We start from the raw sequence: 23,795 nt of genomic DNA on the forward strand, positions 1-23,795 counted from the left end.
AGTTTATTTCAATAATACGTTCTTCACGTAATTGTAGCTTTTGGTAATGCTGTCAAACGGATCAATGGTGATCTTGTCCTGCTCTACGAAGATATGCTGAACGCCTGCCTGTTTTGCCTGGGCGAAGATCTGCCGGAAGTTGATGCTGCCGGTGCCTACTTCCGCGAAAGACACACCGGACAATAGCTGCATGGACGTTTTATTTTCATTGCCGGCTGCTGTGAGACTGGCGGTATTCTTTTTGTCCATGTCTTTTACGTGCCAGGCTACAAACCGGCCGGGTGCTTCGGAGAATAGTTTCAGCGGGTCTACACCAGACTTCACTGCCCAGAAGAGGTCCAGCTCAAAGGATACCAGTTTAGGATCTGTATTTTTGAGCATCACCTCATAACCGGTGGTGGCGCTGTCTGCCAGCTTTTTAAATTCCCAGTAGTGGTTATGGTAACCAATTTGAAGATTTGATTTCTTACAGATTTCACCGGCTTTATTCAGTTGGTCGGCCATGAACTTATAATCATCTGTTTTCAGTTTTTTATCCCACAGGGAGAGCGGTAGTACCGGCACAATAAAATACTGCTGGCCCAGTTCCGCTGCGAGGTCTATCTGTGGCTGCAAAGCAGCGGGGTTGCCGTTGCCGCGGGTCAGATAATCGTTGAGCTGATAGTGGCCGCTGGGAGTGGACAGCTGATACTCCTGGAACAATGCTTTTAGTTCGGATGGTTTGAGGCCCCAGAAAGTGCCTTTGTCTTTTTCACCTGCATAGCCGTAATAGGTTTCCACTTCTTTGTAACCAATCTGCGCTACCCGGATGATGGTGCTTTTAACGTCTTTGTCCAGCTGATCGCGCAGCGTGTACAATTGCAGTCCGATGTTGCGGGAGAGGCCTTTCTTTTCAGTCTGGGCGAAGAGGTGGCCGGGAAGCATCATGCCGGCAGCTAACAATCCGGCCTGTTGAATAAATGAACGTCGTGAGTTATGCATCTGTAATAATATTGTTTGTAACGTGGATAATGACCGAAATTAAGAAAAAGGGTTTTATCATCACGGAAAATGTTGCTGCTGCTTTACCGCAGCGGGTTTGCGGCTAAATAATTTTTATTCGGATATGGTTTTAATTGGTTAAATTGTTTAGACAACTGATTATCCTAAAGCCAACTCGATGAAGCTATTTTTCTGGAAGAGGAAAACAGCCGGGGGACCCCAAAAAAAGAAATCAAAAGTCAGGGAATGGATAGATGCGGCCGTTTTTGCCATCGTGGTGGCCACGCTGATCCGGACCTTCCTGTTTGAAGCCTTTATGATCCCCAGCGGCTCTATGGAAAGGACCCTGTTAATCCACGACTATCTTTTTGTTAGTAAGATCAGCTATGGTCCGCGTATTCCCATGACACCACTGGCATTTCCGTTCGCTAATCACACCCTGCCCTTTACTAAAACCACGAAAGCCTATTCCACCGCGGTGCAGTGGCCTTACCGAAGATTGCCTGGCTTCAGTGAAATAGAAAGAAACGATGTGATCGTGTTCAATTATCCTTGCGGCGATACGGCGTTGTACAGCAAATCGGGCGATGACGCGGATTATTATGTGATGAAACGGAACATGACACCAGATACGCTCAAAATGTTTTATAGCGATCCCATTTACCGGCCGGTAGATAAACGCGAGACCTGGATCAAACGTTGTGTGGGCATCAGCGGCGATACCATCATGGTAGTAGATGGACAGCTGTTCGTAAATGGTAAACCGGGATTTGAGCCGCCACATGCGCTTACGAGCTACCGGGTGAAAACGAAAAGCGGAAAGCCGTTCAACGATAAGCAGGAAAAAGATCTTGGCTTGTCAGGCGGTTATGGGTTGGGAACGGATTCCAGCCGGTACTATACCTACGATTTTTCGAAAGAAGCGGCCGCACTGGTGAAGAAATGGGGGGATACTATTTATGCAGATCCGAAAATACAAACACGAAAAGGCATCTTCCCCGGGGAACCTGATAAGTACCCCTGGAGCGAGGATATATACGGACCGGTGTACGTGCCGAAGAAAGGCGCCACGGTGCAACTGGATACCTGTGTATTACCATTTTACCGCCGTGTTATTGTCAACTATGAGCATAACCAGCTGGAGGTGAAAGGGGATAAAATATTTATTAATGGCCGGGAAACGAAAGCCTATACTTTCAAAATGAATTACTACTGGATGATGGGCGATAACCGCCATCAGTCTATCGATTCCCGCTTCTGGGGCTTTGTGCCGGAAGATCACCTGATTGGCAAAGCCTGGGTGATATGGTTTAGCTTCCACAAAACCTATAAGGATTTTTATATCCGCTGGGGTAGATTTTTTACGTTGATTAAATAACAAAAGCGAAGCCACCATCAGGTAGCCTCGCCTCGTATGTATAACAGCAGGGAAAATTAGTGTGCGTTGGCCGCTTTCACCTTGTTGAGCAGTTGGTCCAGTGCGGAGCGGTCCAGCAGCTGGCCTTTAGTGACCACGGCGTTTATTTTCCCGGTGTTGTGAATATCTTCCAGTGGGTTGGCGCTGAGCAGCAGGATATCTGCTTTTTTGCTGGCAGCAAGCGCTCCATAGTCCTGTTGATGGAGGAACACGGGAGAGTTGATCACGGACGTCTGCAGCGCCTGTAGTGGAGTGAGCCCGAAATGCACCATCAGCGCCAGTTCCCGGTGTAGTCCGATGCCAGGATAATCGAAGGAGTTCAGGTAACCGGCATCTGTGCCTGCCATGATCATCACACCTGCCTTTTGCAGCAGCGGCAGAATAGCGGATTCTTTTTCGTATAGCTCTTTCCGGTAGGCGATAGCGGTGCTGTCATCTTTCATCACCCTTTTCACCCGCATCTCATACGTTTTCTGCAACCCTTTGCCGATATAGGCCAGGTAAGGGTCTTGCGCGTGATTGTCCTGATCAAAGTAAGCAAGGATTTGTCCGAGCGACAGGGTGGGAGTAACCGCCGTGCCTTTGGCTGCCATGTGGCGATAGGCTTTCAGCGCGGCGGTGGTATCAAAATGTGCCAGTATGTACCGGTTAATATCGCGGCCTTTGATTTCGCCGTTGGCGATGCTGCGGGAAAGGGCTGCTTCGTCCTTCACGCCTGCTTTCCAGACGTATGACAGGTGTTCTACAGAGCTGAGCCCGGCATCGGTCACCTGCTGCAGGGTAAGGGCATAAGGCACGTGCCCGGAAATGATCATGCCCCGCTGACGCGCTGCTTTCACGGCTTCGAGGTACAGCTCCGGTTTAATAGTATTGTCTGTGATTTTGACGAAGTCTACGTGCATGCGTTGCAGTGAGTCCAGCGCATGATTCAGTTCGGCAGTGGTACCGATTTCGATATCACCGATCCATACGGATTTATATCCTTCCAGCTTAGGGCCGGAAGTGAAGATGGTAGGCCCCTGTAATGTTCCTTTATTTACTTCATCGCGCCATTTTAGTACCTGTGCGCTGATATCTGCGGCACAGTCGCGGATAGTGGTGATGCCATGTGCGAGATAGAGCGGCAGAAAGTTTTTGTTTTCATCGGCGAGGGAATCGCCGCCTCCGAAGTGCATGTGGTTGTCCCATAGGCCAGGCATGGCATATTGATGGCGGCCGTCGAAGGTTTTGGCGGCCTTGTATTGCCGTGCGCGTTGCGGCGTGGTGACAGCCAGAATGGTATCGTGCCGCACCACGATCGCCTGATCAGGCGTGATCTTGCCTGTTTTGATATCGATCACTTTTACCGGAGAGATGACCAGGTCCGCCTGTTGTTGTGCGGAGACAGTGATGCCACCCAGTAAAGTGAGAAAAATTAAGATACTTTTTTTCATGATGGTGTGTTATTCCGTTGTTGAAAATTCATTAAGAATGCAGCCAGTACGAAGGTGCCGCCGAGGAAACAAACACCGGTCCATTGCCAGTGGCTCCATACCTGTGCACCCAGCAGTGAGCCGAGGGCGCCGCCGGAGAAGGCGCTGGTCATGTATACGGTGTTGAGGCGGCTGCGTGCTTCCGGGAGCAGCGCAAACACTTTCGACTGATTGGAGATATGCACTACCTGTTGACCGATATCCAGCAGGATAACCCCTATGATAAGCCCTGTAAGCGATGCGGCAGAGAAGCCCATGATCACAAAGGAGAGCAGCATGGCCACCACGCCGAGGCGCAGGGTGAACTGCGGGCCTCTGGTGTCGGCTGATTTCCCTGCTGCCGGCGCGGCCAGTGCGCCACAGGCGCCAATCAGGCCGAAGAGGCCTACCATGTCGCTTTTATAAAAGAAAGGACTGCCTTCCAACAGGAATACCAGCGTAGTCCAGAACATGCTGAAAGCGCCAAATGTCAGGAAGCTGGTCAGTGCAGCATGCCGCAAAGGCGGATAGGTTTTTATCATTGATACGAGTGATTTCATCAGGCTGCTGTAGCTGCCTGTGAATGTAGGTGGGTCTGCCGGTAGCAGGCGATAAAGCACGATCAGTAAAATAGCCATCATACCACCTCCCAGCAGGAAGACCGCCCGCCAGCCCAAATGGGCGCCGATGATACCGCTGAGTGTGCGGGACAACAAAATACCAATCAGCAGTCCGCTCATTACTTTACCTACAATCCGGCCGCGGGCTTCATCCGGCGCCAGCGTGGCGGCCATCGGCAGCAGCAGCTGCGGCACGGCAGAGAAGAAACCAATGAACAGGCTGGCGGCCACCATCATATAGTAGTTCATGGATGCTGCTGCCACCCACATGCAAATGGTGGCGCCCGCAAGTTTCCATAATATCAGTTTGCGTCTTTCTGTTTTATCTCCCAGTGGTACGATCAACAGTAATCCCAGTGTATATCCTACCTGTGTGATAGTGGCAATTACGCTCACTTTGTTATCGCTGACACCAAAGGTGTCGGCCATCATCAGTAACAGTGGCTGATTGTAATAGATATTGGCTACTACCATTCCACAGGTAACGGCCATCAGTATTACAAGCGTGTTTGTTATCCGGCTGCCTTTCCTTTTGACAGGCAGTGTCATCACATTTTCCATGCAATCATTCATTTACTGCAAAAGTAAATCTGATGGCAGGCGTAAAATGGTACTCATTATTGAATGACGGGTACTTTTTATAGATGTCCGGCATGCCGGCGGAAGTCCATCGGGGTTTGTGTGGTATACTTCCTGAAAAAGCGGGAGAAATAAGAGGTATCACTGAAGCCAAGAGAAAAAGCAATTTCTTTCACATCCATATCTGTCAGTATCAGGAGCCGTTTGGCTTCCAGCAACAGTCGTTCCCGGATATATTCACTGGCGGTGATACCGGATTCTTTGCGGCAGACGGTGTTGAGATAACTGGGAGTGACATGCAGCTTTGCTGCATAGTAACTCACTTCGCTGTGTTGTGCATATTGTTTTTCCAATAGTTGCAGGAAACGGTTGATCAGCCGGTTGCCGGCGGCAGCTGTTTCGGAGGGATAGGCGACCGCATACCAGCGCTGTAACAGCAGCAGGATAATTTGCAGCCGATGTTGTGTGATATTGGCGGCAGTTTCCCCGCTCATCAGCTGTAGTTCTGCATCTAGTTGCGTATACTGCTCAGGGCTTAACTTCAGCAAAGGATTGGCGGAGGGCGTGAAAAACGGCCACATAGGCCCTTTCTGCAACATAAAACTTCCGGAGAACATCACCTGGCACCCGGTGGTGTTGGCGGAAAGGTTCCACTGGTGGGCTTGACCGGGCGCCAGGAAAAAAACGGTACGGGGTGCTGCTTTATAATCCCTGAAATCAATCGTATGGGTACCACTGCCTTTGTGACCTATAACCAGCAGCATAAAAAAATCATGTTTATGTGCTTCATCTATCACCGGCATATTGATAGGTGCATGCTGCACCAGTTTAAAATCCTCCTGCCGGTAGGGGAGATTGAAGATTTTTTCTATGCCCAGTGTTTTTAACCCCGTGATTGCCATGATGATTTACTGATTACATGATGAGCGGAGATGATCCCGAAGATCAAATTTGATTGTTGTTTTACAGAGATGGTATTAAGATTACTATAAAATTATGATAATCACCGGCAATTTACTGTTTATCTTTGTGTCCTGATATAAAAGCAATCATGGAGTACGCTGCGCCTTTTCTCTTACGTAATCGTCATATGCAGACGATCTATCCTTCTCTCTTCCGGAAGGTGAGGCCGGCTGATTATCAACGGCGCCGTATCACCACGCCGGATGGCGACTTCCTGGACCTGGATTTCAGTGAACAGGGGAAAGACAGGGTGGTAGTGATCCTGCATGGTCTTGAAGGCAGTGCCTCCCGGAAGTATGTGCTGGGAATGGTACATATTTTTAATGAAGCGGGTTTTGATACGGTGTCCATGAATTTCAGGGGATGCAGCGGAGAACCTAATAAGCTGCTGCGATTTTATCACAGTGGAGAAACAGATGATCTGCATACGGTGATACAATACCTGGTGTCACTGGGAAAGTATAAGGCCATTCACCTGGTGGGTTTTTCCCTGGGTGGCAATGTAACGCTGAAGTATATCGGAGAGCGGGGAAATGGCATCCTGCCTGTTATCAAATCGGCGGTAGCGATCTCGGCGCCGGTTGACCTGAAAGGCAGTTCCGCTGAATTGGAAAAGAAACACAACATCATCTACATGCAGCGGTTCATCCGCAATCTGAAAGAAAAGCTGGAGCTGAAGCAGCAGCAGTATCCTGATGGCATCAGCCTGGAAGGTTTTGAACATATCCGTAGTTTCCGGCAGTTCGATGACCGCTATACCGGGCCTATGCATGGTTTCCGGGATGCCCTTGAATACTGGGAACAGTGCAGTTCCCTGCGGGTGTTGCACCAGATCAGTATTCCCACGCTGTTAATCAATGCAAAAGACGACCCTTTCCTTAGCCCTGCCTGTTACCCCTACGAAATAGCGCGCCATAGCGATACTTTTTTTCTGGAAACACCGTTTAATGGAGGCCATGTGGGCTTCGTAACTTTTAATGAGCCTTACTACTGGTCAGAACAAAGGGCGCTCGCCTTTATCCGGGAACATGTTTAACACCGCGGACAAAGAAAATGCGCTGACAGGTGTTTATTTTTTATTATTTTGATGTTTAATGGCCACCAACAGCAGTGATCTAATACGGATGTTGTTCGAAGAACAACGTAACGGTACCCTCTCCGAATCTGCAGCACAGCAGCTGAAACAGTTGCTGGACAATGATCCGCTTGCCCGTGAAACATGGGATGCGTTGCAACAGCAAGCTACCCGGCAAACAATGCCACCTGCGCCACCACGCCGTCTCTCGGGTCAATGGTTTGTCTGGGCCGCTGCGGCCTTACTGCTAATGGTTGCTGCCGGCAGTTTTTTCATTTACCACACACATCAGCATGACAGCATATTTCCTGCGAAGACGCGTGAATTTGTGCCGATAAAAAATGCGGTACAGCTGCTGGTGCCGGGCCGCGCTTCGCTGGCACTCACCGGCGACAGTGCCTTTCAGCTATGGCAGGTGGGACAGGTGCAGCTGCGCAACGATTCTACAGGCCTGCATTACGGCGGCAACGCCAAAGGTTATGGCCTTAATACCCTGTTGATACCGCCTGGCGCGGACTACCGCATTACGCTGTCGGACGGAACAGAGGTGTGGCTCAACTGCGCCTCCAAATTGCGTTTCCCTTTCAGTTTCCCTGACCACAAACGGGAAGTGTACCTCGAAGGCGAAGCCTGGTTTAAAGTATCGCCTAATCCACAACAACCTTTTGAAGTACATACGCCCAACACCTCCATCGTTGTAGTGGGGACGGCCTTCAATGTCAATGCCTACGATGACGAACGGGTGCGGGTGTCGCTGGTACAGGGCGTGGTGACCGTACAGGGTGCTTCTGATGATGCCGTGACGCTGAAGCCAGGCATGGAGTGCATTTATGGTGATTACAATGGTATCCGCACCGCCCCCTTCGATACCGCTACTATCCGTGGATGGATGAAAGGAGAAGGATACGCTATCCAAAATCAGAAGCTACGTGACCTGAAACCTATACTGGACCGCTGGTTTGCCGTACAGGTAATTTTTGATAAACCCGAAATAGCCCATGTCGCCGTAACAGGCCCGCTGGAAAAAAATAAACTGCCGGCTTTCCTGCACGAAGTCGAAACCTCCGGACATGTCCGTTATTACTTTACGGGCAACGAATTACATTTCACCCTGCCATAAATTTTATGCCCCGGTTTTTCCGTGGCAGAATAAAATTTTTTAAATGAGCGACTGTTCATTTAAATTTGCGGCATGAGGCCAAGAGATGAAAACAAAGTTATCCAGCTAAAGCAGAAAGCTATTGAGATGATTGTCAGCGATGGCATTGAAGCATTTGGCGTCAACAAACTGGCCAAAGCTGCGGGCGTGGCCCCCGGCACAATCTACATTTATTTTAAAGACAAAGAAGACCTGCTGCTCACCCTGTGTGAGGAGGTGAGCCATCGTATACTGGAAACCAGCCTGAAAGGACTGGAACCGGACATGTCTTTTGAAAAAGGAATGAAGCTGCAATGGAAAAACCGCTATCTCTTCTCCCGCAAATATCCCGAAGAAGTGGCCTTTATTGAAAAAGTACGATATACCAGCGTTTATGAATCCATGGAAGAAAAGCTGACCGCCCGCTATGGCAAATTACTGCTGGCTTTTCTTCAGAAAGCCGTGGCCGATAAACAACTGGCGGAGATGCCTTTTGAAATGTACTGGTCGCTGGCTTTCGCTCCGCTGTACCAATTGATCAGCTTCAGCCGGCAACATCCCCAACGCAAACGTAAATTCACCCTCACGGACGACGTCCTGCAAAATGCCCTGGCCCACGTATTGAAAGGAATGAGACCGTAAGCTTTTTTTTGCTCATTTAAATGAATGAGTGCTCATTAAATAACTGTGTATGCAGATCATCACTGAAAAGGAAGAAAAAGAACATCTGGCTATCATTCAATCACGGATAACTGCCATGATGAACGCCGGCAGGGAACTGGCCAACAAAAGGGCTGCGGACCTGCTGGAGCAGAAAGCTTACGTGCGTGATAACAGAGACGAGAAAGCCATCCTGCATCAGTCCATTGTACAAACGGCCGGCAGCGGGGAAGCGGCATTGGCTAAAACAAGGCAGTTGGGGCGGCTGCTACAGACGCCTTACTTCGGCAGGATTGATTTTAAAGCAACAGGACAAACGGAGGAGCAACCCATATACATCGGCGTGTGTACGCTGAAAGATTACGATACAGGTGTACCGCTTATTTATGACTGGCGCTCACCGGTGAGCAGCATGTTCTATGACTTCGAAACTGGTGAGGCATCGTACGAAGCGCCGATAGGGAACGTGGCAGGGGAAATCTCCCTGAAAAGACAATACCGGATAAAAAACGGGCAGCTGGAGTTTATGATCGATACGGCAGCACCGGTTTTCGACGAGCTGTTGCAACAGGAACTCAGTGTCAGCTCCGATGAAAAAATGAAAAACATCGTGGCTACTATTCAGCAGGACCAACATGCGATCATACGCGATGAAACCTCGCAGATACTGGTGATACAAGGTGTTGCCGGGTCCGGAAAAACTTCTATCGCCCTGCACCGGATCGCGTTTCTGCTTTACCGTCATCGCGACACACTCACGTCGAAGGATATACTGATTATCTCTCCTAACAAAGTATTTGCTGATTATATTTCACAGGTGCTGCCCGAACTGGGAGAGGAGAATGTACCGGAAACCAGTATGGGCCTGTTGGTTGATGAACTGTTGGAACGCAAGTATGTTTTTCAGCGCCTGTTCGAACAGGTGACGATGATGCTGGAAAATACAGACGACGCTTTCACGAAGCGGGTAAACTATAAATCCGGATTTGAGTTCCTCCGGCAACTGAATGAGTACGTTGTCTGGCTTAATAATCATCTTTTTAAACCAACAACTATCACAGTTGGCCGCTTTGTCATACCAGCAGCGGTGGTCATGGAAAAATATACCGCCTGCCACCGGCTGCCGCTGCTGAAAAGAGGCCCCGAAATGGCGGCAGCGCTGGCACAGTATCTGTTTTACAAACATCGTTATGAGGCGGACACGAAGGATAAAACCGTATTGAAAAGAGCCGTGGCGGCGATGTTCGGCAATGCAAATATTTTCAGGTTGTACAAAGAGTTTTTCAAATGGACAGGCCAACCTACCATGTTTAAAATGGCGGCAGCAAAAGTGCTGGAGTACCTGGATGCGTTTGGACTGGCTTATCTGAAAATCTGCCTGGAAGGAGTAACGGTACATCGGAAGGTAAAACATTTGCTGATCGATGAAATGCAGGACTATTCGCCAGTGCAGTACGCGATGATAGCAAAAATATTCCCTTGTAAGATCACACTTTTGGGAGATATCCACCAATCTCTGAACCCCGGTGGGAAAATTGATCTGGACAGCCTCCGGAAAATTTTTCCGCAATCACAGCAGGTGACGCTGAATAAAAGTTACCGTTCTACCATGGAAATTCTGCGGTTGGCGCAGCAGATCATTCACAACCCGGCGCTGGTGCCAATGGAGCGCCATGGCCAGCCGCCCGTTTTTTTCAGGGCTGTTGATGAACGGCAGGAGCTGGTGCATATTCAACAACTGATCACTGATTTTACGCAACAGCGCCGCTGCAAATCGATGGCTGTGATCTGTAAAACGGAGACCGTCGCGGCCGCGCTGATGGAAACGTTGATGGAGCTGCCTGCGGCTGTACAATTGCTGACGGACGCCAGTCACCGTTTTACTGACGGGGTGGTGCTCATCAGCGCACAGTTGTCCAAAGGACTCGAATTTGACCAGGTGATCGTGCCTTTCGCTACGGCGGCCAATTATCACACAGCTATTGAGAAAAGCATGTTGTATATCGCCTGTACCAGAGCGATGCATGCGTTGCATATCACCGCCGCAGGCCCACTGCCTGCATATTTGGAAAATATTCCTCCCTGATTTTATTATCTTTCTGCTCTTGACCAATTGATCTCCTATGGGACTCGCACGCAGAAAATTTCTGAAGAATATCGGGCTGGCCATGGCTGGCACTATGATGATAAAGATACCGGCGTTGGGCCGGGCGATTGCACCGGATGGCAGCCTGCTGCTGACAAGACAGCCGGATACCGTCTGGCTGGCATCCTTATATGATCGTGGCCAGACCACTACTTATCTGAAAAGCCGGAACGAGTTGCAATACATTGGTATGCCGGTAGGCGGTATCCTTTGCGGTACTGTGTACCTCGGCGGTGATGGCCGTTTGTGGCTGTGGGATATTTTCAACAGGAACCAGGAAGGCATAGAGCCCAAAGAAGTAGAATGGAAAGAGGCGGTGCTCGGACAAGCGAAAAAAGTCCGTTCCCGCGATGGTGCCTGTTACATACAGCCCTCCAAAAATATCCGTCCGCTGGACCAGGGGATGGCGCTGAAACTCACCATAGGAAAAGAAACCATCATTCGTTTGCTGGATGAGGCCAGCTGGCCGGAGATAGCTTTTGAGGCCACCTATCCGATGGCGACCATCCGCTATATAGATCCTGCGCTACCGATAGAACTGACGCTGGAAGCATTTTCTCCCTTTATACCATTGCAGGAAGATGATTCCGGTTTGCCGGTCACCCTGCTTTCCTTCCATATTCGTAACAAAGGCAAAGTACCGGTGGAAGCCACTTTGCTGGGATGGCTGGAAAATAAGGTGGCTATATATCATGCAAAGGAAAATCTGCATGAGCGTGTTAACACCGCTACCGGTGGTAAAGGCTGGAAAGGCGTGTTGTCTGCTGTACGAGCCAAAGAGGCCGTAGATACCGTATTGCAGCAAAGTCCTGATTATGGTAACCTCTGTCTGGCGGCCCTCGATGAAAAGGCGAACATCAACACACAACTGGCATTGCCGATCACCGCAGTTTCGTTTAACCAGCCCCGTGATCAGGCGGCCGTACACGGCATCAATGAAAAACTGACCGGCGGTGTGATGGTAAAACATCGCCTGCTACCGGGAAAGGATATACGTACGGACTTCGCCATCGGCTGGTATTTTCCGAATCTTTCCTTTAAAGACATAGAGGGCAAAGGCCGGTATTATGCCAATCACTTTGCCGATGCCGCTGCAGTAGTGAATTATGTGCAGGAGCATCATGCCCGGTTGACCGGCGACAGCCGCCTGTGGAAAAATACCTGGTACGACGCATCACTGCCATGGTGGCTGATGGAGCGCACCTTCATGAATATTTCCACCCTGGCCACTACCACCGCGCACCGTTTCCAATCGGGCCGTTTCTATGCCTGGGAAGGCGTAGGCGCCTGCGAAGGCACGTGTACGCATGTATGGCAATATGCACAGGCAGTAGGGAGGATATTCCCTGCGCTGGAGCGTGATACACGGCAACGGGTGGACCTGGGCATTGGCATGCAACCCAATGGCGGTATCCTTTTCCGCGGAGAAGCGGAGAAACGCCCGGCTATCGATGGACAGGCCGGTACCGTGCTGCGTATTTACCGCGAACATCAAATGACGACCGATGATCGTTTCCTACGGCAAAACTGGCAGCAGATAAAAGAGGCCACACAGTTTATCATCCGTCAGGACCGCAACGGCGACGGGCTGGAAGACACGCCCATGGAGAATACGCTGGATGCCGTCTGGGACGGGGAAATTGCCTGGATAGCCGGATTGTGTATCGCTGCGGTACAGGCAGGCGCCCTTATGGCCACCGAAGTGGGAGATACTGCTTTTGCCAGTACCTGTAAAGACTATGTGGAAAAAGGCCGCCGGAATATGGAATCGCAGCTGTACAACGGTGAGTACTTTATCCATCAGCCGGACAAGGTGAAGGGCCGTTCTGTTATTGGCAGTTACAATACCTGTCACATAGATCAGGTGTACGGCCAGAGCTGGGCGTTCCAGGTAGGCATGGACAGGGTGCTGGACAAAGAAAAAACGTTATCTGCCCTGCGTGCTTTGTGGAAATATAATTTTATGGAAGATGTGGGCCCGTATCTGGCTACCCATTCGGGCGGCCGTCCTTATGCCCTGCCGGGCGAAGGGGGCATGATCATGAATACCAATCCCTATAAAGAAGAATATCCTTTCGGTGTGAAAGATGCGTGGCAGCTGGGATATTTCAATGAATGCATGAGCGGCTTTGAACACCAGGTAGCCTCGCATATGATGGCTGAAGGGATGACCACCGAAGCGCTCACGCTCACCAAAGCCGTGCATGACCGTTACCATGCGGCCAAACGTAATCCGTTCAACGAAATTGAGTGCAGCGACCACTACGCCCGCGCCATGGCCAGTTACGGTACCTTTATCACTGCCTGCGGATTTGCCTATCATGGCCCGCATCAATACATCCGCTTTGCGCCTGCACTGCAAAAAGAGCAATTCAAAGCGCCTTTCGTTACCGCTGAAGGATGGGGCACGTATACGCAGCAACAACAACATGGGCGCGGAGAATACCGGCTGGCGCTGAAACACGGCAAGCTATCTTTGCTGACCTGTTGTTTTGAGCAGGCCAATCCGGCCACGGTGGTGGTAAAAGCGGGGACGCGACAGTTGCCCGCTACGTTCTCGTATGAGAACGGCCGCGTTACCATTACCTTGAAACAGGCTGTCACCCTGCATGCGGGAGAAACGTTGCAGGTAACCATGATTTCATAAAACCAGAATTAAGTAGTTTTGTGTTTTCGTTAAACCCTTTGTCAATGGAATCTTTGAAACTGTACATGTTATTACTGGGCTGTACAACGCCCGGCCGTCATACGGAACAACACGATGTTTTTTTCGGCATCGCGCATAAAGTGAGCGATCTGATACCAGCTATGAAAGCCTTCTGGCCCGAAGCCGGTGACAAATTGCATGTAGATGCCTGGCGTGAAGTAACCAGCGTCGGCAACTATCAGATTACGGTAGTGTCCCGCGACGAAGCGGTAGACAATCCGGAACAGCTGTATTTCCTGAACCTTGGCGGATACAAGCCGGGAGAAATGGAAGAATATCACTATAAAATGCTGAGTGTAAGCAAAGATATCGGCGCAGCTATCCGGGAAGCAAAAGAAACAGCTTTCTACAAACATAATACTTTCTCTACCGAAACTTCTCCTGCCGCTACTTCCCATGTGGATGACAAGTATGGAGTGGATGTGGATGATATCATCCCTGTAAAAGATATCTTACCAGAACCCGTAAGAACACAGTACCAACTGAAAATAACGCCGGCAGCGACGCCCGTGCCTGAAGATGAAGTGTATTTGGGTTATTTCCAGCTCCACAAACTATAATTAATAATTTACGGATTTTGGAATTTTTTGATTTTGGAATTTTTAGCGAAGATCATATTGTGTTATATAATATTGATCTCCTATGCATTTTTAAATCTCTAAATCAAAAAATTCAAAAATCCGTAAATGACTAGGGGTTTTCTTCATCAATTTCTTCTTCTGAGTTTTCGTCCAGATCTTCATCAAATTCCAGCTCTTCCTGATCTTCCGGTTCTTCCTGATCTTCCTGGCTCGGTGGGTTGGGTTGGACAATACCATAGTTGTTGGTTTCCTCTGTTTGACGGAATTCACCGGTTTCTTCCCGTTCAGTATAGTGTTCGCTACCATCGGGCTGACCGGCGGGTTTACGTTGCTTTGCCATACCTCATGATTTTACTGAAACCGTTACAAAGACTACGCCATAAGGATGAGCGGTAAATCATTTTTCCGTTTTTGTTAGTACTTTTCCGGCCACAACCAACCATAAACCACCGATGAAAAAAGTTTTTCTCGTATGCGCTGCTATGGCAGGCATGACCAACTTGTATGCACAAAAAAAAGGGGTAACCATCACTGGTAAAATACCGCCTGTTTTCAACAATGAGTACATCTATCTGGCAAAAGGCTCTACATTCCTGGATTCCGCTAAAGTGGAGAAAGGCGCCTTCACACTGTCTCATCCTTTAACAGACACCATCCAGGCTTTATTAAGGGTAGCAAAGAAAGAAGATGGCAAGATCTACCGGGGAGTGAAAGTGATGTTCCTTGCACCGGGCGACAAAGTAACATTGACCGTTAAAGACACCAGTGGAGGTAACTTGCTGGCACAAGGTCTCGTGAAGGGCGCCTCGATCAATGCGCAGGAGGACCAGTTACAGGAACAGCTGAAAGAGGTAAGACGGCAAATCGATTCTGCACGTAAAGAATACATGCAGCTGATGCAGTCACCCAATGGTAAAACAGATACCGCCGGAATGATGGCCCGGGGCAAACGGATGGACGTGTTGTTTGAAAAGCAGGAGGTGATGACCAATACCTTTATTGATGCGCATCCGGACTATTACATCAGCCTGACGAACTTCAAGGAAAACCTCGGCAGCCCTGTAAGAGATGTGGCTGCTGCTGAAAAACGTTTTGCGAAATTCACCCCCGCATTGCGTCAATCCTCTTTAGGCCTGTCTATTCAGGACCTGTTGAAAGCCTCTGCCAAACTGGGCATTAATCAGCCTGCGCCTGATTTTGCTTCCACTACGCCGGATGGTAAAACACTGAAGTTGTCTGACCTGAAAGGTAAATATGTACTGCTCGATTTCTGGGCCAGCTGGTGCGGTCCCTGCCGTGCAGAAAACCCGAATGTGGTAAAAGCATTCCAGCAGTATAAAGACAAAAATTTTACGGTGCTGGGCGTGTCACTGGACCGCGAGGGACAGCATAATAAATGGACAGAAGCGATTGAAAAGGATGGCCTTGCATGGCATCATGTAAGTGACCTGAAATGGTGGAAAGCAGATGCAGCCACGCTGTATATGATCCGTTCCATCCCGCAGAATTTCCTGATCGATCCTAATGGAAAGATCGTTGCTATCGACCTGCGTGGCGAAGCGCTGCAAAAGGAACTGGCTAAATTGCTGCAATAACAACATAATTATCGCTCCAGGATCGCGGTAACGCCCATGCCACCCGCGGTGCAGATGGATACCAACGCCCTGCCTTCGCCGCGTTCCTGGAGCATTTTGGCCGTTTGCGCCACAATTCTTGCCCCGGTGGCCGCAAAAGGATGACCGATGGCCACACTGCCACCTTTGGTATTCAGCTTGCTGCGGTCAATACTTCCCAATGGTGCATCCAACCCCAGTTTTTTACAGTAGGCGGCGTCTTCCCAGGCTTTGAGGGTACAGAGTACCTGTCCGCAGAATGCTTCATGAATTTCATAGACATCAAAATCCTGCAAGCGCAGATTGTTGCGTTTCAGCAGTCTTGCTACGGCGTAGGTAGGCGCCATCAGCAGCCCTTCACCATGTACATAGTCTACCGCGGCGGTTTCTCCGTCCGTCAGATAAGCCTGCACAGGCCACTGCCGGCGTTGGGCATATTCTTCGGATGCCAGCAACAAGGCGGCGGCGCCGTCGGTATAGATGGTGCTGTTGCCCGCGGTGAGCGTGCCTTTGCCGCTATGGTCGAAGGCGGGTTTCAACATAGCTAATTTATCGGGCGTGGTATCGGAGCGGATGATGGTATCACGGCTGACATTTTTAAAGGGGATGACCAGGCCTTCGAAGAAGCCGGCTATATAGGCACGGGTAGCGTTCATATGGCTGGTATAGGCCAGTGCGTCCTGGTCCTGCCGGCTGATGCCCCATTCCTGCACCATCTTTTCGGTATGTTGCCCCATAGAGAGACCCGTGCGGGGTTCCACAATGGAAGGATAGAGCGGTGACAGTTCGCGGAAACGGATGGAGCTCAGTATCCGTAGTCTTTCGCCCAGTGTTTTAGCGGCTCTGAGCGCGGTGAGCTTCCATGACAGCTGTTGTTGCAGCATCAGCGGCAGGTCGCTGTTGGTGTCGCTGCCGCCGGCGATGCCGGTTTCTATCTGTCCGGCCGCAATGCGCAGGCCCAGCTGGATAGCGGCATCGAGACTGGTGCCACAGGCGCGTTGCACATTATACGCCGGTGTGTGTGGATCGAGCGCAGTGCCCAGTACACATTCCCGGGCAAAATTCCATTCGGTGGAACGGTTCAGCAGCGCGCCCAGCGCTACGTCGCCAATGCGGGCGCCTTCCAGCTGATAGGTGCTGACGAGAGCATGCAGACAGGCAGTCAGCATTTCCTGATTGGAAACCCGGTTATACTCCCGGAAGGATTTGACGAAAGGGATACGTTTTCCGCCGATAACAGCCACTTTTCTCATAAAAGCGCATTTACTTAAAGGTACTTAAAATGGAAGAAGCGGCCATGCTGTCAAAGGCTGGTTACCTGATTGGGCAGCGGTGTTCCATTGAAAGCTGCCAGGATGTTTTTGGCGGCCATCACTGACATGGCATTGCGTGTTTCCACGGTGGCGGAGCCAATATGTGGCAATACGGCCACAGTAGGCATATCGAGCAACGGATTATCCGGTTGCATAGGTTCGGGATTGGTCACATCCAGCCCGGCGCCCCAGATAACACCCTGTTGCAGCGCGGCAATAAGATCGCCCTCGTTGTGGATGGCGCCTCTGGCAGTGTTGATAAAAATAGCGGAGGGTTTCATCTGGCTGAATACTGCCTTGTTGAACATACCGGTGGTTTCAGGTGTCAGCGCGGTATGTACAGAGAGCACATCGCTTTGTGCCAGCAGCGCTTCGAAAGAAACCCTGACAGCTCCCAGCTCCTTTTCTGCGGCTTCGTTGCGGCCACGGTTATGGTAAATCACTTTCATGCCGAATGCACTGACGCAACGTTTGGCCATCACATGACCGATATTGCCCAACCCCCAGATGCCGAGTGTTTTCCCTTCCAGATCGATGCCCAGGTTGGCCGTCGGTTCTGAGAAATTCCAATCGCCGCGCAGGATACGTTTGTAGTGGAAAAAAGCTTTGCGGGCCACCGACAGCATGAGCAGAAAAGCGGTATCGGCCGTGGCGGCGCTTAATACACCCGGTGTATTGGTCACTGGTATACGCAGGTCATTAGCGGCAGCCACATCTACTTTGTCATATCCAACAGATAATAAAGCGATTATTTTCAGATGACGGCACTGCTCCAGGAAAGCACGGTCTATATGATTGTCGCTGGCCAGCAGCAGCGCGTCGTACTGCTGACAGTGTGCTATCAGCTCTGCTGCGGAAAGTCCCCGCTTTTCGGTCCATTGGGTAACGGTCAGGCCTGCACGTTGTAATAACTCCAATCCATCAGGTGGAATAACTCTAGTCGCGAATATTTTCATATTTAGTTATCTTTTTATTTAGATATTTTTTGAAGGATGAGGAACTCCTTCATACTTAAGAAATCTCTCAATAACCAAATATCTAAATTTCTAAATGTCTGATTCTCTTGCTCCATTTCCAAAGCTCAAACCACCACACAGATATCGCGCCAACAGTGGCGCATGTCAGTAAGGAACGTATATCCAATGCCGTGATACTGAAGAAACCTGCCACAGGCGGTATATAAAGCATGGCGGCCAGCAATACCAGGGTGATCAGGATGACTCCCACCATCAGTTTGTTGCGACTGTTGCGCATGCTGGTGATAAATGAATAGTAAAAAGAGCGGTTGACCTGCGTGAGAAATACATTGGCCAGCACGAGCGTGGTGAATACCATGCTGCGAGTATATATTTCGTCATGTCCCTGCGACAGGCTGTATTGATAAACGCCCAGTACCCCGGCGGTGATCACAAGTCCCTGCAGCAGGCTGATGGCCATCTCCTTAAAAGAGAGAAACGTCTGGCTGATAGGGCGTGGCGGCAGCCGCATGGCGTTGGCTTCCATTGGTTCGTTTTCGTAAACGATGGAGCAGGTAGGGCCCATGATCAACTCCAGGAAGATGACGTGTACCGGCGTGAAAATACTGGGATAGGCCCACCCCAGGAACAGCGGTAGGGATACAGTGAGGATAATAGGAATATGAATGGAGATGATGTACTGTACTGCTTTTTTGATATTGGTGTAGATCCTTCTGCCCATGGCCACGGCGTCTACCATGCCGGAGAGGTCATCGTTTACCAGGATCAGCGCTGCTGCCTGTTTGGCGATCTCGGTGCCTTTCTTTCCCATAGCGATGCCGATGTGGGCGGCTTTCAGTGCAGGCCCGTCGTTGACACCGTCGCCGGTCATGGCCACCACCTGGTTGTCAGCTTTGAGCGCATTGATAGCGGCCAGTTTAGCTTCGGGAAACATGCGGGTGAAGATGTTCACCCGTTGCAGGGTGGCCTGCATATCGGGCAGGGATTGTTGCATCAGCGTTTCTCCGTCTATTGCTTCCGCCGCATGCCGAAGGCCTGCCTGTGTGGCAATAGCTTTGGTGGTGGCGCTGTTGTCGCCGGTGATGATCTTAATATCGATACCGGCCTGATAGAACTGCCGGAAAACGTCTCCTATATTGGCTTTGGGAGGATCATGAAAAGCTACCAGCCCAATAAAGGAAAAGGGCAGTTCCTGTTGTTGTGCCGGATAATCCGTGCCAGTAAAGTCAGATGTGGCCACGCCCAATATGCGGTAACCCTTTTCGGCCAGTTGGTTGAGCTGTTGCTGTACCCGGTTTTTTTCTGCCTCCGGCAGATGACAAACGCGGAGAATTGCTTCAGGCGCACCTTTGGCAGCGATGATTCTTTGACCCTCATTTGTTTCAAAAACGTGGGTCATCATGGGCGGTTTACCTTCCAGCGGGTATTCGTGAACGATAGTGTACTGTGGGCGTTCGTCCGTGCCCGTAGTCTGCAAGTACAACTGGTGCAGCGTCTTCTCCATAGGGTCAAACGGTACCGGCTCGCTGGCCCACATGGCGACGCGGATAACGGCGGCGGGCCATTGACCGTCTTCATACAACGTATGGTCGGCAGCGTTATACACAGACTGCAGGCTCATCCTGTTTTCCGTAATGGTACCGGTTTTATCGGTGCAGATAACAGTGGCGCTGCCCAGCGCTTCCACCGTGCGTATCTTTTTGACGATAATGCCCAGTTGCATCAGCCGCCGGGAACCGAGCGCCATGAAAGTAGTGAAGGCCACGGGTATCTCTTCCGGCAGGATGGACATGGCAAGGGTAAGGCCTTTCAGCAGACTGCCGGTCAGGCTGCGGCTCTGGATGAAATTGTAAAGCCATACCGCCAGGAACACGCCGATACCGACGATGGCCATCCATTTTACAAATTGTTCTATCTGTTGTTGCAGTGGGGTGGGCTCTTCCCTGATATCCAAAATGGCCTTGCCCAGCTGTCCTATTTTGGTCTGTTCCCCGATCTGTTCCACGCGGCAGATGGCGAGGCCGGACACGACCACCGTGCCGCTGTATACGTAAGGATCATCGCTGTCTGCTTCCTTAAACACGGCATAGGCTTCTCCTGTCAATGCTGATTCATTCACGGAGAAATCGTTGCTATGCACAATCACCCCGTCAGCATTGATGGTATTTCCTTCTGATATTACCAGCATATCACCGATCACGATATCCGCTGTGGAGATAGATTGCAGCGTGCCGTTACGGATTACTTTACTCAGCGGCTCATTCATTTTCTCCAGCGCTTCCAGGGCCTTACGGCTACGGCTATCCTGATAAAAGGAAATGCCGGATACCACGGCGATGGCAGCCAGCATAAAATACGCTTCGCCCCATTCGCCCAATACAAAATAGATGGCCGTGACAGCTATCAGCAGCATCAGCATGGGCTCCTGCAATATCTCCTTCAGCAGTGCCAGCACCGGATTGATGGATGGCTCCGGCGGAATATTACGGCCGTTCTCTTCTCTGGAAGCAGCTACTGCTGCATCATCGAGACCGCTGATATTTTCAGGGAGATTTATTTTTACTGCTGCCATACATCGGATTTTTTTGTTGATACTGCCGTTGAAAACCGCCACAGTTTGCATCAGGATGGGGAAATAATAGCATGTCTAATATAGCAAATAATAGCGGGGCAATAGGCAAAAGTGTTATCTTCAGTACAGAAACACGTCCGGAATGGTTCTTGTGGGCTTATTTATCTAACTGTCGTCACAACTCATGCGGAAACCTGGCCCGAGCAATCTGTTTTTCAGATACCTCTCTGCGAATAAATGGCTGGTAGCTGCCATCTGTATAGTTACTGTATTAAGACTTTCTTTTGTAGGCGCTATGGGGCTGATGCCTCAGGACGCGTATTATTTTTTTTACGGTCAGCATCTGGCGTTGTCCTATTTTGATCATCCGCCGGCTATCGCCTATACGCTGCGGATTTTCACGGATGTATTAGGCAGGCATGCCTGGGTGATTAAACTGGCCGACACGTTGGTGACGATCGGTACGTTGCTGGCTTTTTACCACCTGGCCACCTTTTTCCTGTCGCGGCGCCGTGCCTGGAATGCGGGGCTGCTGCTGTATTCCACGCTAATGATCACGTTGCTGTCGCTCGTATCTACGCCCGATGTGCCGCTGATGCTGTGGTGGAGTATTTCGCTGATCGCCTTGTACAAGGCCGTGTTTGAGGGCAGCCGTATGGCGTGGGTGTGGACTGGCATCGCTATGGGACTTGCCTTTGACAGTAAGTATACCGGCATTTTTTTACCAGCGGGCGCCATTTTGTTTTTATTGTTGTCTGCCCGGTACCGGCGCTATCTCTGGTCACCATGGCTGTTGCTGGCCATCGCGTTTTTTTTACTGACGATTTCCCCGGTGGTGATCTGGAATGTAGACAATCAGTTTGCCTCTTTCCGTTTTCAGTCGTCCGGAAGAGTGGGCGGCATGGAGCTGCATCCGCTGGATTTCCTGGGTGTTATCGGTCACCAGGCTGCCGTATTGATACCGGTATTGCTGGGCGCGTTGTGCTATTATTTATACAAGGCTTTCAGGCGTTACCTGCGAAAGGGCTGGCGCGTGCCGGCGAAGCAGTTGTTCCTGTTTTGTTTTTTCCTGCCGTCATTTTTGGGTTTTATGTTGATTTCTCCCATTTATTGGGTGAAGCTGAACTGGATGATGCCCGGCTATATCACTGGTATTATCTGGGTGAGCGCCTGGATGGGCATGAAATTTATCCGTTGGCAGTGGGTTGTGTCAATGGTGGTGCATGTGGCGCTGGCAGTGGAAATCCTTTTTTACCCGGTGCCTATTCATTCAGATGATACGATGGTCGGCTGGGAAGGGTTGGGGAAAGCGATGAGAGAGGTACGCAGACAATACCCCGATGATTTTATTTTTTCTGCAGATGATTATAAAACGAGTGCCATGCTCAATTTTTATCTCCCTGAGCTGGTGTATTCACGGAATGTTATAGGAGTGCCTGCGCTTCAATTTGATTATATAGGTACTGATCTGCGCAGGCTGGAAGGCAGGAATGCCATCTTTGTTAATTCTCTGACAGATGTGAAGGATGATAAAGACGAACAGGCATTTGTGAAGGAGTTGCAGCCATATTTCTCCGCTGTGGAGCCGTTGCCACCCATTATTGTAAAACTGCATGGCAGGGTAGTACGTAAATTCCTGGTATACCGTTGTTTCGATTACAGGCCGCCGTTGCAGCCGGCTGTAGAATAACGGCAGTCGTTGACGGTGATCACCGGTTACGTTGATGACAATCATTGCATGTTGCCACATTTATCATTGTTCAGGGTTGGGGGTGGGGGTACCTTTGTGATGTCGGGAATATTTAATGTTTTTCTTTTTTTAATATGAACGCATATGTTTACCGGTTTTTTTTCCTCATCCCTGCAGCGGAGATTTTGTGAAGGCTTTCTTTTTTATCCGATCAGGAGGCTGCGCCAGTACGGAGGATATATTTTCAAGCAATATAAATCCAAGTCTGGTATCAAAACGTTGCTGGAAAACCAGCGACAGATATTTGACTTCAACGGTTTTTATGCGGCGGAACTGGCCCGGCAGTTGAAGGATACAGCATTACCACATGCCGCGAGGCTCTCCCGCAAACTGGAGGCGCTGTATGTGGCCAGTCGGCAGGAACATAATGCCGTAGGGTTTATGGAGTTCAATGAGGTGATCATCAGTTATTACCGTGAACTGAGCACCTATCAGGCAGTGGTGTTGGAAAGCCTGGAGAAAGAGATGAAACCGGCTGTTCGTATCAAGGCTGATGATACGGCTTTACAGTCCTTCAGGCCGGATTACCACGGCAATGTGAGAGACGTGATGAAGGCATTTATCCGGGAAAGCAACCGGACAGCCAGATATTTACAGAAATGTATTGATGGTGACAGCAATATTTATGATATTTGTGCAGATAGAAAAATGCAGGACTTGGTCAACAGCATCAAGGAAATGTCATTGATACAGCGTGGAATGGTTACCTTGCTGCAACACTGGGAAGACCAGCAACGGCTAAATGGTCTGCAAGTGTATTATAATTAGCAGTACTTATTATGAACAACCGGGAAGAAATAAGGGGCAAGAATCTGCAGGATCAGCAGATATGCAGAGGGTGGCTAGGTATTTTGGAAGGATTGAGAAAAGAGAACACAGCACTGTTGGACAGGCTGACTGCCTCTCTGCGCCATACTAACTCCCGGGAATTTTTAGACCAGGCGGAAGCGTTTCAGGAGAAAATGATCAGTAAAAATGAATCGCTGAAATTATTACGGCATGAGGTGATGGAGCAGCTGGACTGGCTGGATATTGTACCCCAGCCCAGGGAAGAAGCCCCACACGACTGGCCGGTGCTGACGCAGGATATGCGGAAAATGCAGGAAGAATTTGAAAAGATGAAAGCGGCGTTCAATAACCTGCTGCGCAACTGGCAATTAGAGTAGATACCTGAATGATTGATAAATGAGAAGGAAGACGATTGTAAAAGATGTAATGTGAATGTGTGGATGAAAGTGTAGCGAAATTGAAG

General features: G+C 50.0%; 19 protein-coding genes. 11 read left to right on the forward strand and 8 right to left on the reverse strand.

Features of this window, described 5'->3' with window-relative positions; all coding sequences use genetic code 11:
• Positions 1-3: 3 nt before the first annotated feature.
• The gene (locus HHL17_RS31955) at positions 4-981 is read right to left on the reverse strand and encodes a sugar phosphate isomerase/epimerase family protein (RefSeq protein WP_169228859.1); all 978 of its coding nucleotides are present in this window, start codon (positions 979-981) and stop codon (positions 4-6) included.
• A 178-nt stretch (positions 982-1,159) separates the two neighbouring features.
• On the opposite strand from HHL17_RS31955, the gene lepB reads away from it, so the two are divergent.
• On the forward strand, positions 1,160-2,359 hold the full coding sequence (gene lepB, locus HHL17_RS31960; RefSeq protein WP_169228860.1) for a signal peptidase I: 1,200 nt from the start codon (positions 1,160-1,162) through the stop codon (positions 2,357-2,359).
• A gap of 56 nt (positions 2,360-2,415) precedes the next feature.
• Here the strand turns inward: lepB and HHL17_RS31965 are convergent, their stop codons facing one another.
• The 3 genes from HHL17_RS31965 to HHL17_RS31975 all read right to left on the reverse strand — a co-directional run bounded on the left by HHL17_RS31965 (position 2,416) and on the right by HHL17_RS31975 (position 5,950).
• The gene (locus HHL17_RS31965; protein WP_169228861.1) at positions 2,416-3,831 is read right to left on the reverse strand and encodes an amidohydrolase family protein; all 1,416 of its coding nucleotides are present in this window, start codon (positions 3,829-3,831) and stop codon (positions 2,416-2,418) included.
• A complete protein-coding gene (locus HHL17_RS31970) occupies positions 3,828-5,030 on the reverse strand; it encodes an MFS transporter (RefSeq protein ID WP_206156239.1) in 1,203 nt (400 codons plus the stop codon). Before HHL17_RS31970 ends, HHL17_RS31965 begins: the two co-directional genes overlap by 4 nt.
• Positions 5,031-5,107: 77 nt before the next feature.
• Positions 5,108-5,950 (reverse strand): helix-turn-helix domain-containing protein, encoded by an 843-nt coding sequence (locus HHL17_RS31975; RefSeq protein WP_169228862.1) that lies wholly within the window; start codon positions 5,948-5,950, stop codon positions 5,108-5,110.
• Positions 5,951-6,099: 149 nt separating this feature from the next.
• Here HHL17_RS31975 and HHL17_RS31980 point away from each other — a divergent pair, with 149 nt between their 5' ends.
• The 6 genes from HHL17_RS31980 (at position 6,100) to HHL17_RS32005 (ending at position 14,297) form a co-directional block, all read left to right on the forward strand.
• Complete coding sequence (locus tag HHL17_RS31980) at positions 6,100-7,047, forward strand: YheT family hydrolase (RefSeq protein WP_169228863.1); 948 nt, start codon at positions 6,100-6,102, stop codon at positions 7,045-7,047.
• 58 nt (positions 7,048-7,105) lie between these two features.
• Positions 7,106-8,206, forward strand: a complete 1,101-nt coding sequence (locus HHL17_RS31985) for a FecR family protein (protein ID WP_206156240.1) — start codon at positions 7,106-7,108, stop codon at positions 8,204-8,206.
• Between the two features lie 72 nt (positions 8,207-8,278).
• A complete protein-coding gene (locus HHL17_RS31990; RefSeq protein WP_169228865.1) occupies positions 8,279-8,866 on the forward strand; it encodes a TetR/AcrR family transcriptional regulator in 588 nt (195 codons plus the stop codon).
• Between the two features lie 49 nt (positions 8,867-8,915).
• Complete coding sequence (locus tag HHL17_RS31995) at positions 8,916-10,970, forward strand: HelD family protein (RefSeq protein ID WP_169228866.1); 2,055 nt, start codon at positions 8,916-8,918, stop codon at positions 10,968-10,970.
• A 37-nt stretch (positions 10,971-11,007) separates the two neighbouring features.
• Entirely contained in the window at positions 11,008-13,677 is a 2,670-nt protein-coding gene (locus HHL17_RS32000) for a GH116 family glycosyl-hydrolase (RefSeq protein ID WP_169228867.1), read from the forward strand.
• Between the two features lie 44 nt (positions 13,678-13,721).
• On the forward strand, positions 13,722-14,297 hold the full coding sequence (locus tag HHL17_RS32005) for a DUF1543 domain-containing protein (protein WP_169228868.1): 576 nt from the start codon (positions 13,722-13,724) through the stop codon (positions 14,295-14,297).
• Positions 14,298-14,427: 130 nt separating this feature from the next.
• Here the strand turns inward: HHL17_RS32005 and HHL17_RS32010 are convergent, their stop codons facing one another.
• On the reverse strand, positions 14,428-14,658 hold the full coding sequence (locus HHL17_RS32010; protein ID WP_169228869.1) for a hypothetical protein: 231 nt from the start codon (positions 14,656-14,658) through the stop codon (positions 14,428-14,430).
• A 112-nt stretch (positions 14,659-14,770) separates the two neighbouring features.
• On the opposite strand from HHL17_RS32010, the gene HHL17_RS32015 reads away from it, so the two are divergent.
• Positions 14,771-15,913: a TlpA disulfide reductase family protein gene (locus HHL17_RS32015; protein WP_240976014.1), complete on the forward strand. Its 1,143-nt coding sequence runs from the start codon at positions 14,771-14,773 to the stop codon at positions 15,911-15,913.
• Positions 15,914-15,921: 8 nt separating this feature from the next.
• Here HHL17_RS32015 and HHL17_RS32020 read toward each other — a convergent pair whose 3' ends face one another.
• The 3 genes from HHL17_RS32020 to HHL17_RS32030 form a co-directional block, all read right to left on the reverse strand.
• A complete protein-coding gene (locus tag HHL17_RS32020) occupies positions 15,922-17,184 on the reverse strand; it encodes an acetyl-CoA C-acetyltransferase (RefSeq protein WP_169228870.1) in 1,263 nt (420 codons plus the stop codon).
• A gap of 50 nt (positions 17,185-17,234) precedes the next feature.
• Entirely contained in the window at positions 17,235-18,200 is a 966-nt protein-coding gene (locus HHL17_RS32025; protein ID WP_169228871.1) for a 2-hydroxyacid dehydrogenase, read from the reverse strand.
• 82 nt (positions 18,201-18,282) lie between these two features.
• The gene (locus HHL17_RS32030) at positions 18,283-20,793 is read right to left on the reverse strand and encodes a cation-translocating P-type ATPase (RefSeq protein ID WP_169228872.1); all 2,511 of its coding nucleotides are present in this window, start codon (positions 20,791-20,793) and stop codon (positions 18,283-18,285) included.
• A 184-nt stretch (positions 20,794-20,977) separates the two neighbouring features.
• Between HHL17_RS32030 and HHL17_RS32035 the strand changes: the two genes are divergently transcribed.
• The 3 genes from HHL17_RS32035 to HHL17_RS32045 all read left to right on the forward strand — a co-directional run bounded on the left by HHL17_RS32035 (position 20,978) and on the right by HHL17_RS32045 (position 23,709).
• Positions 20,978-22,483, forward strand: a complete 1,506-nt coding sequence (locus HHL17_RS32035) for an ArnT family glycosyltransferase (RefSeq protein ID WP_169228873.1) — start codon at positions 20,978-20,980, stop codon at positions 22,481-22,483.
• A gap of 144 nt (positions 22,484-22,627) precedes the next feature.
• The gene (locus tag HHL17_RS32040) at positions 22,628-23,311 is read left to right on the forward strand and encodes a hypothetical protein (protein WP_169228874.1); all 684 of its coding nucleotides are present in this window, start codon (positions 22,628-22,630) and stop codon (positions 23,309-23,311) included.
• A 92-nt stretch (positions 23,312-23,403) separates the two neighbouring features.
• A complete protein-coding gene (locus tag HHL17_RS32045; protein WP_169228875.1) occupies positions 23,404-23,709 on the forward strand; it encodes a hypothetical protein in 306 nt (101 codons plus the stop codon).
• Positions 23,710-23,795 lie beyond the last annotated feature (86 nt).

Origin of the sequence: Chitinophaga fulva, assembly GCF_012927205.1 — a bacterium.
Taxonomy (GTDB): Bacteria; Bacteroidota; Bacteroidia; order Chitinophagales; family Chitinophagaceae; genus Chitinophaga; species Chitinophaga fulva.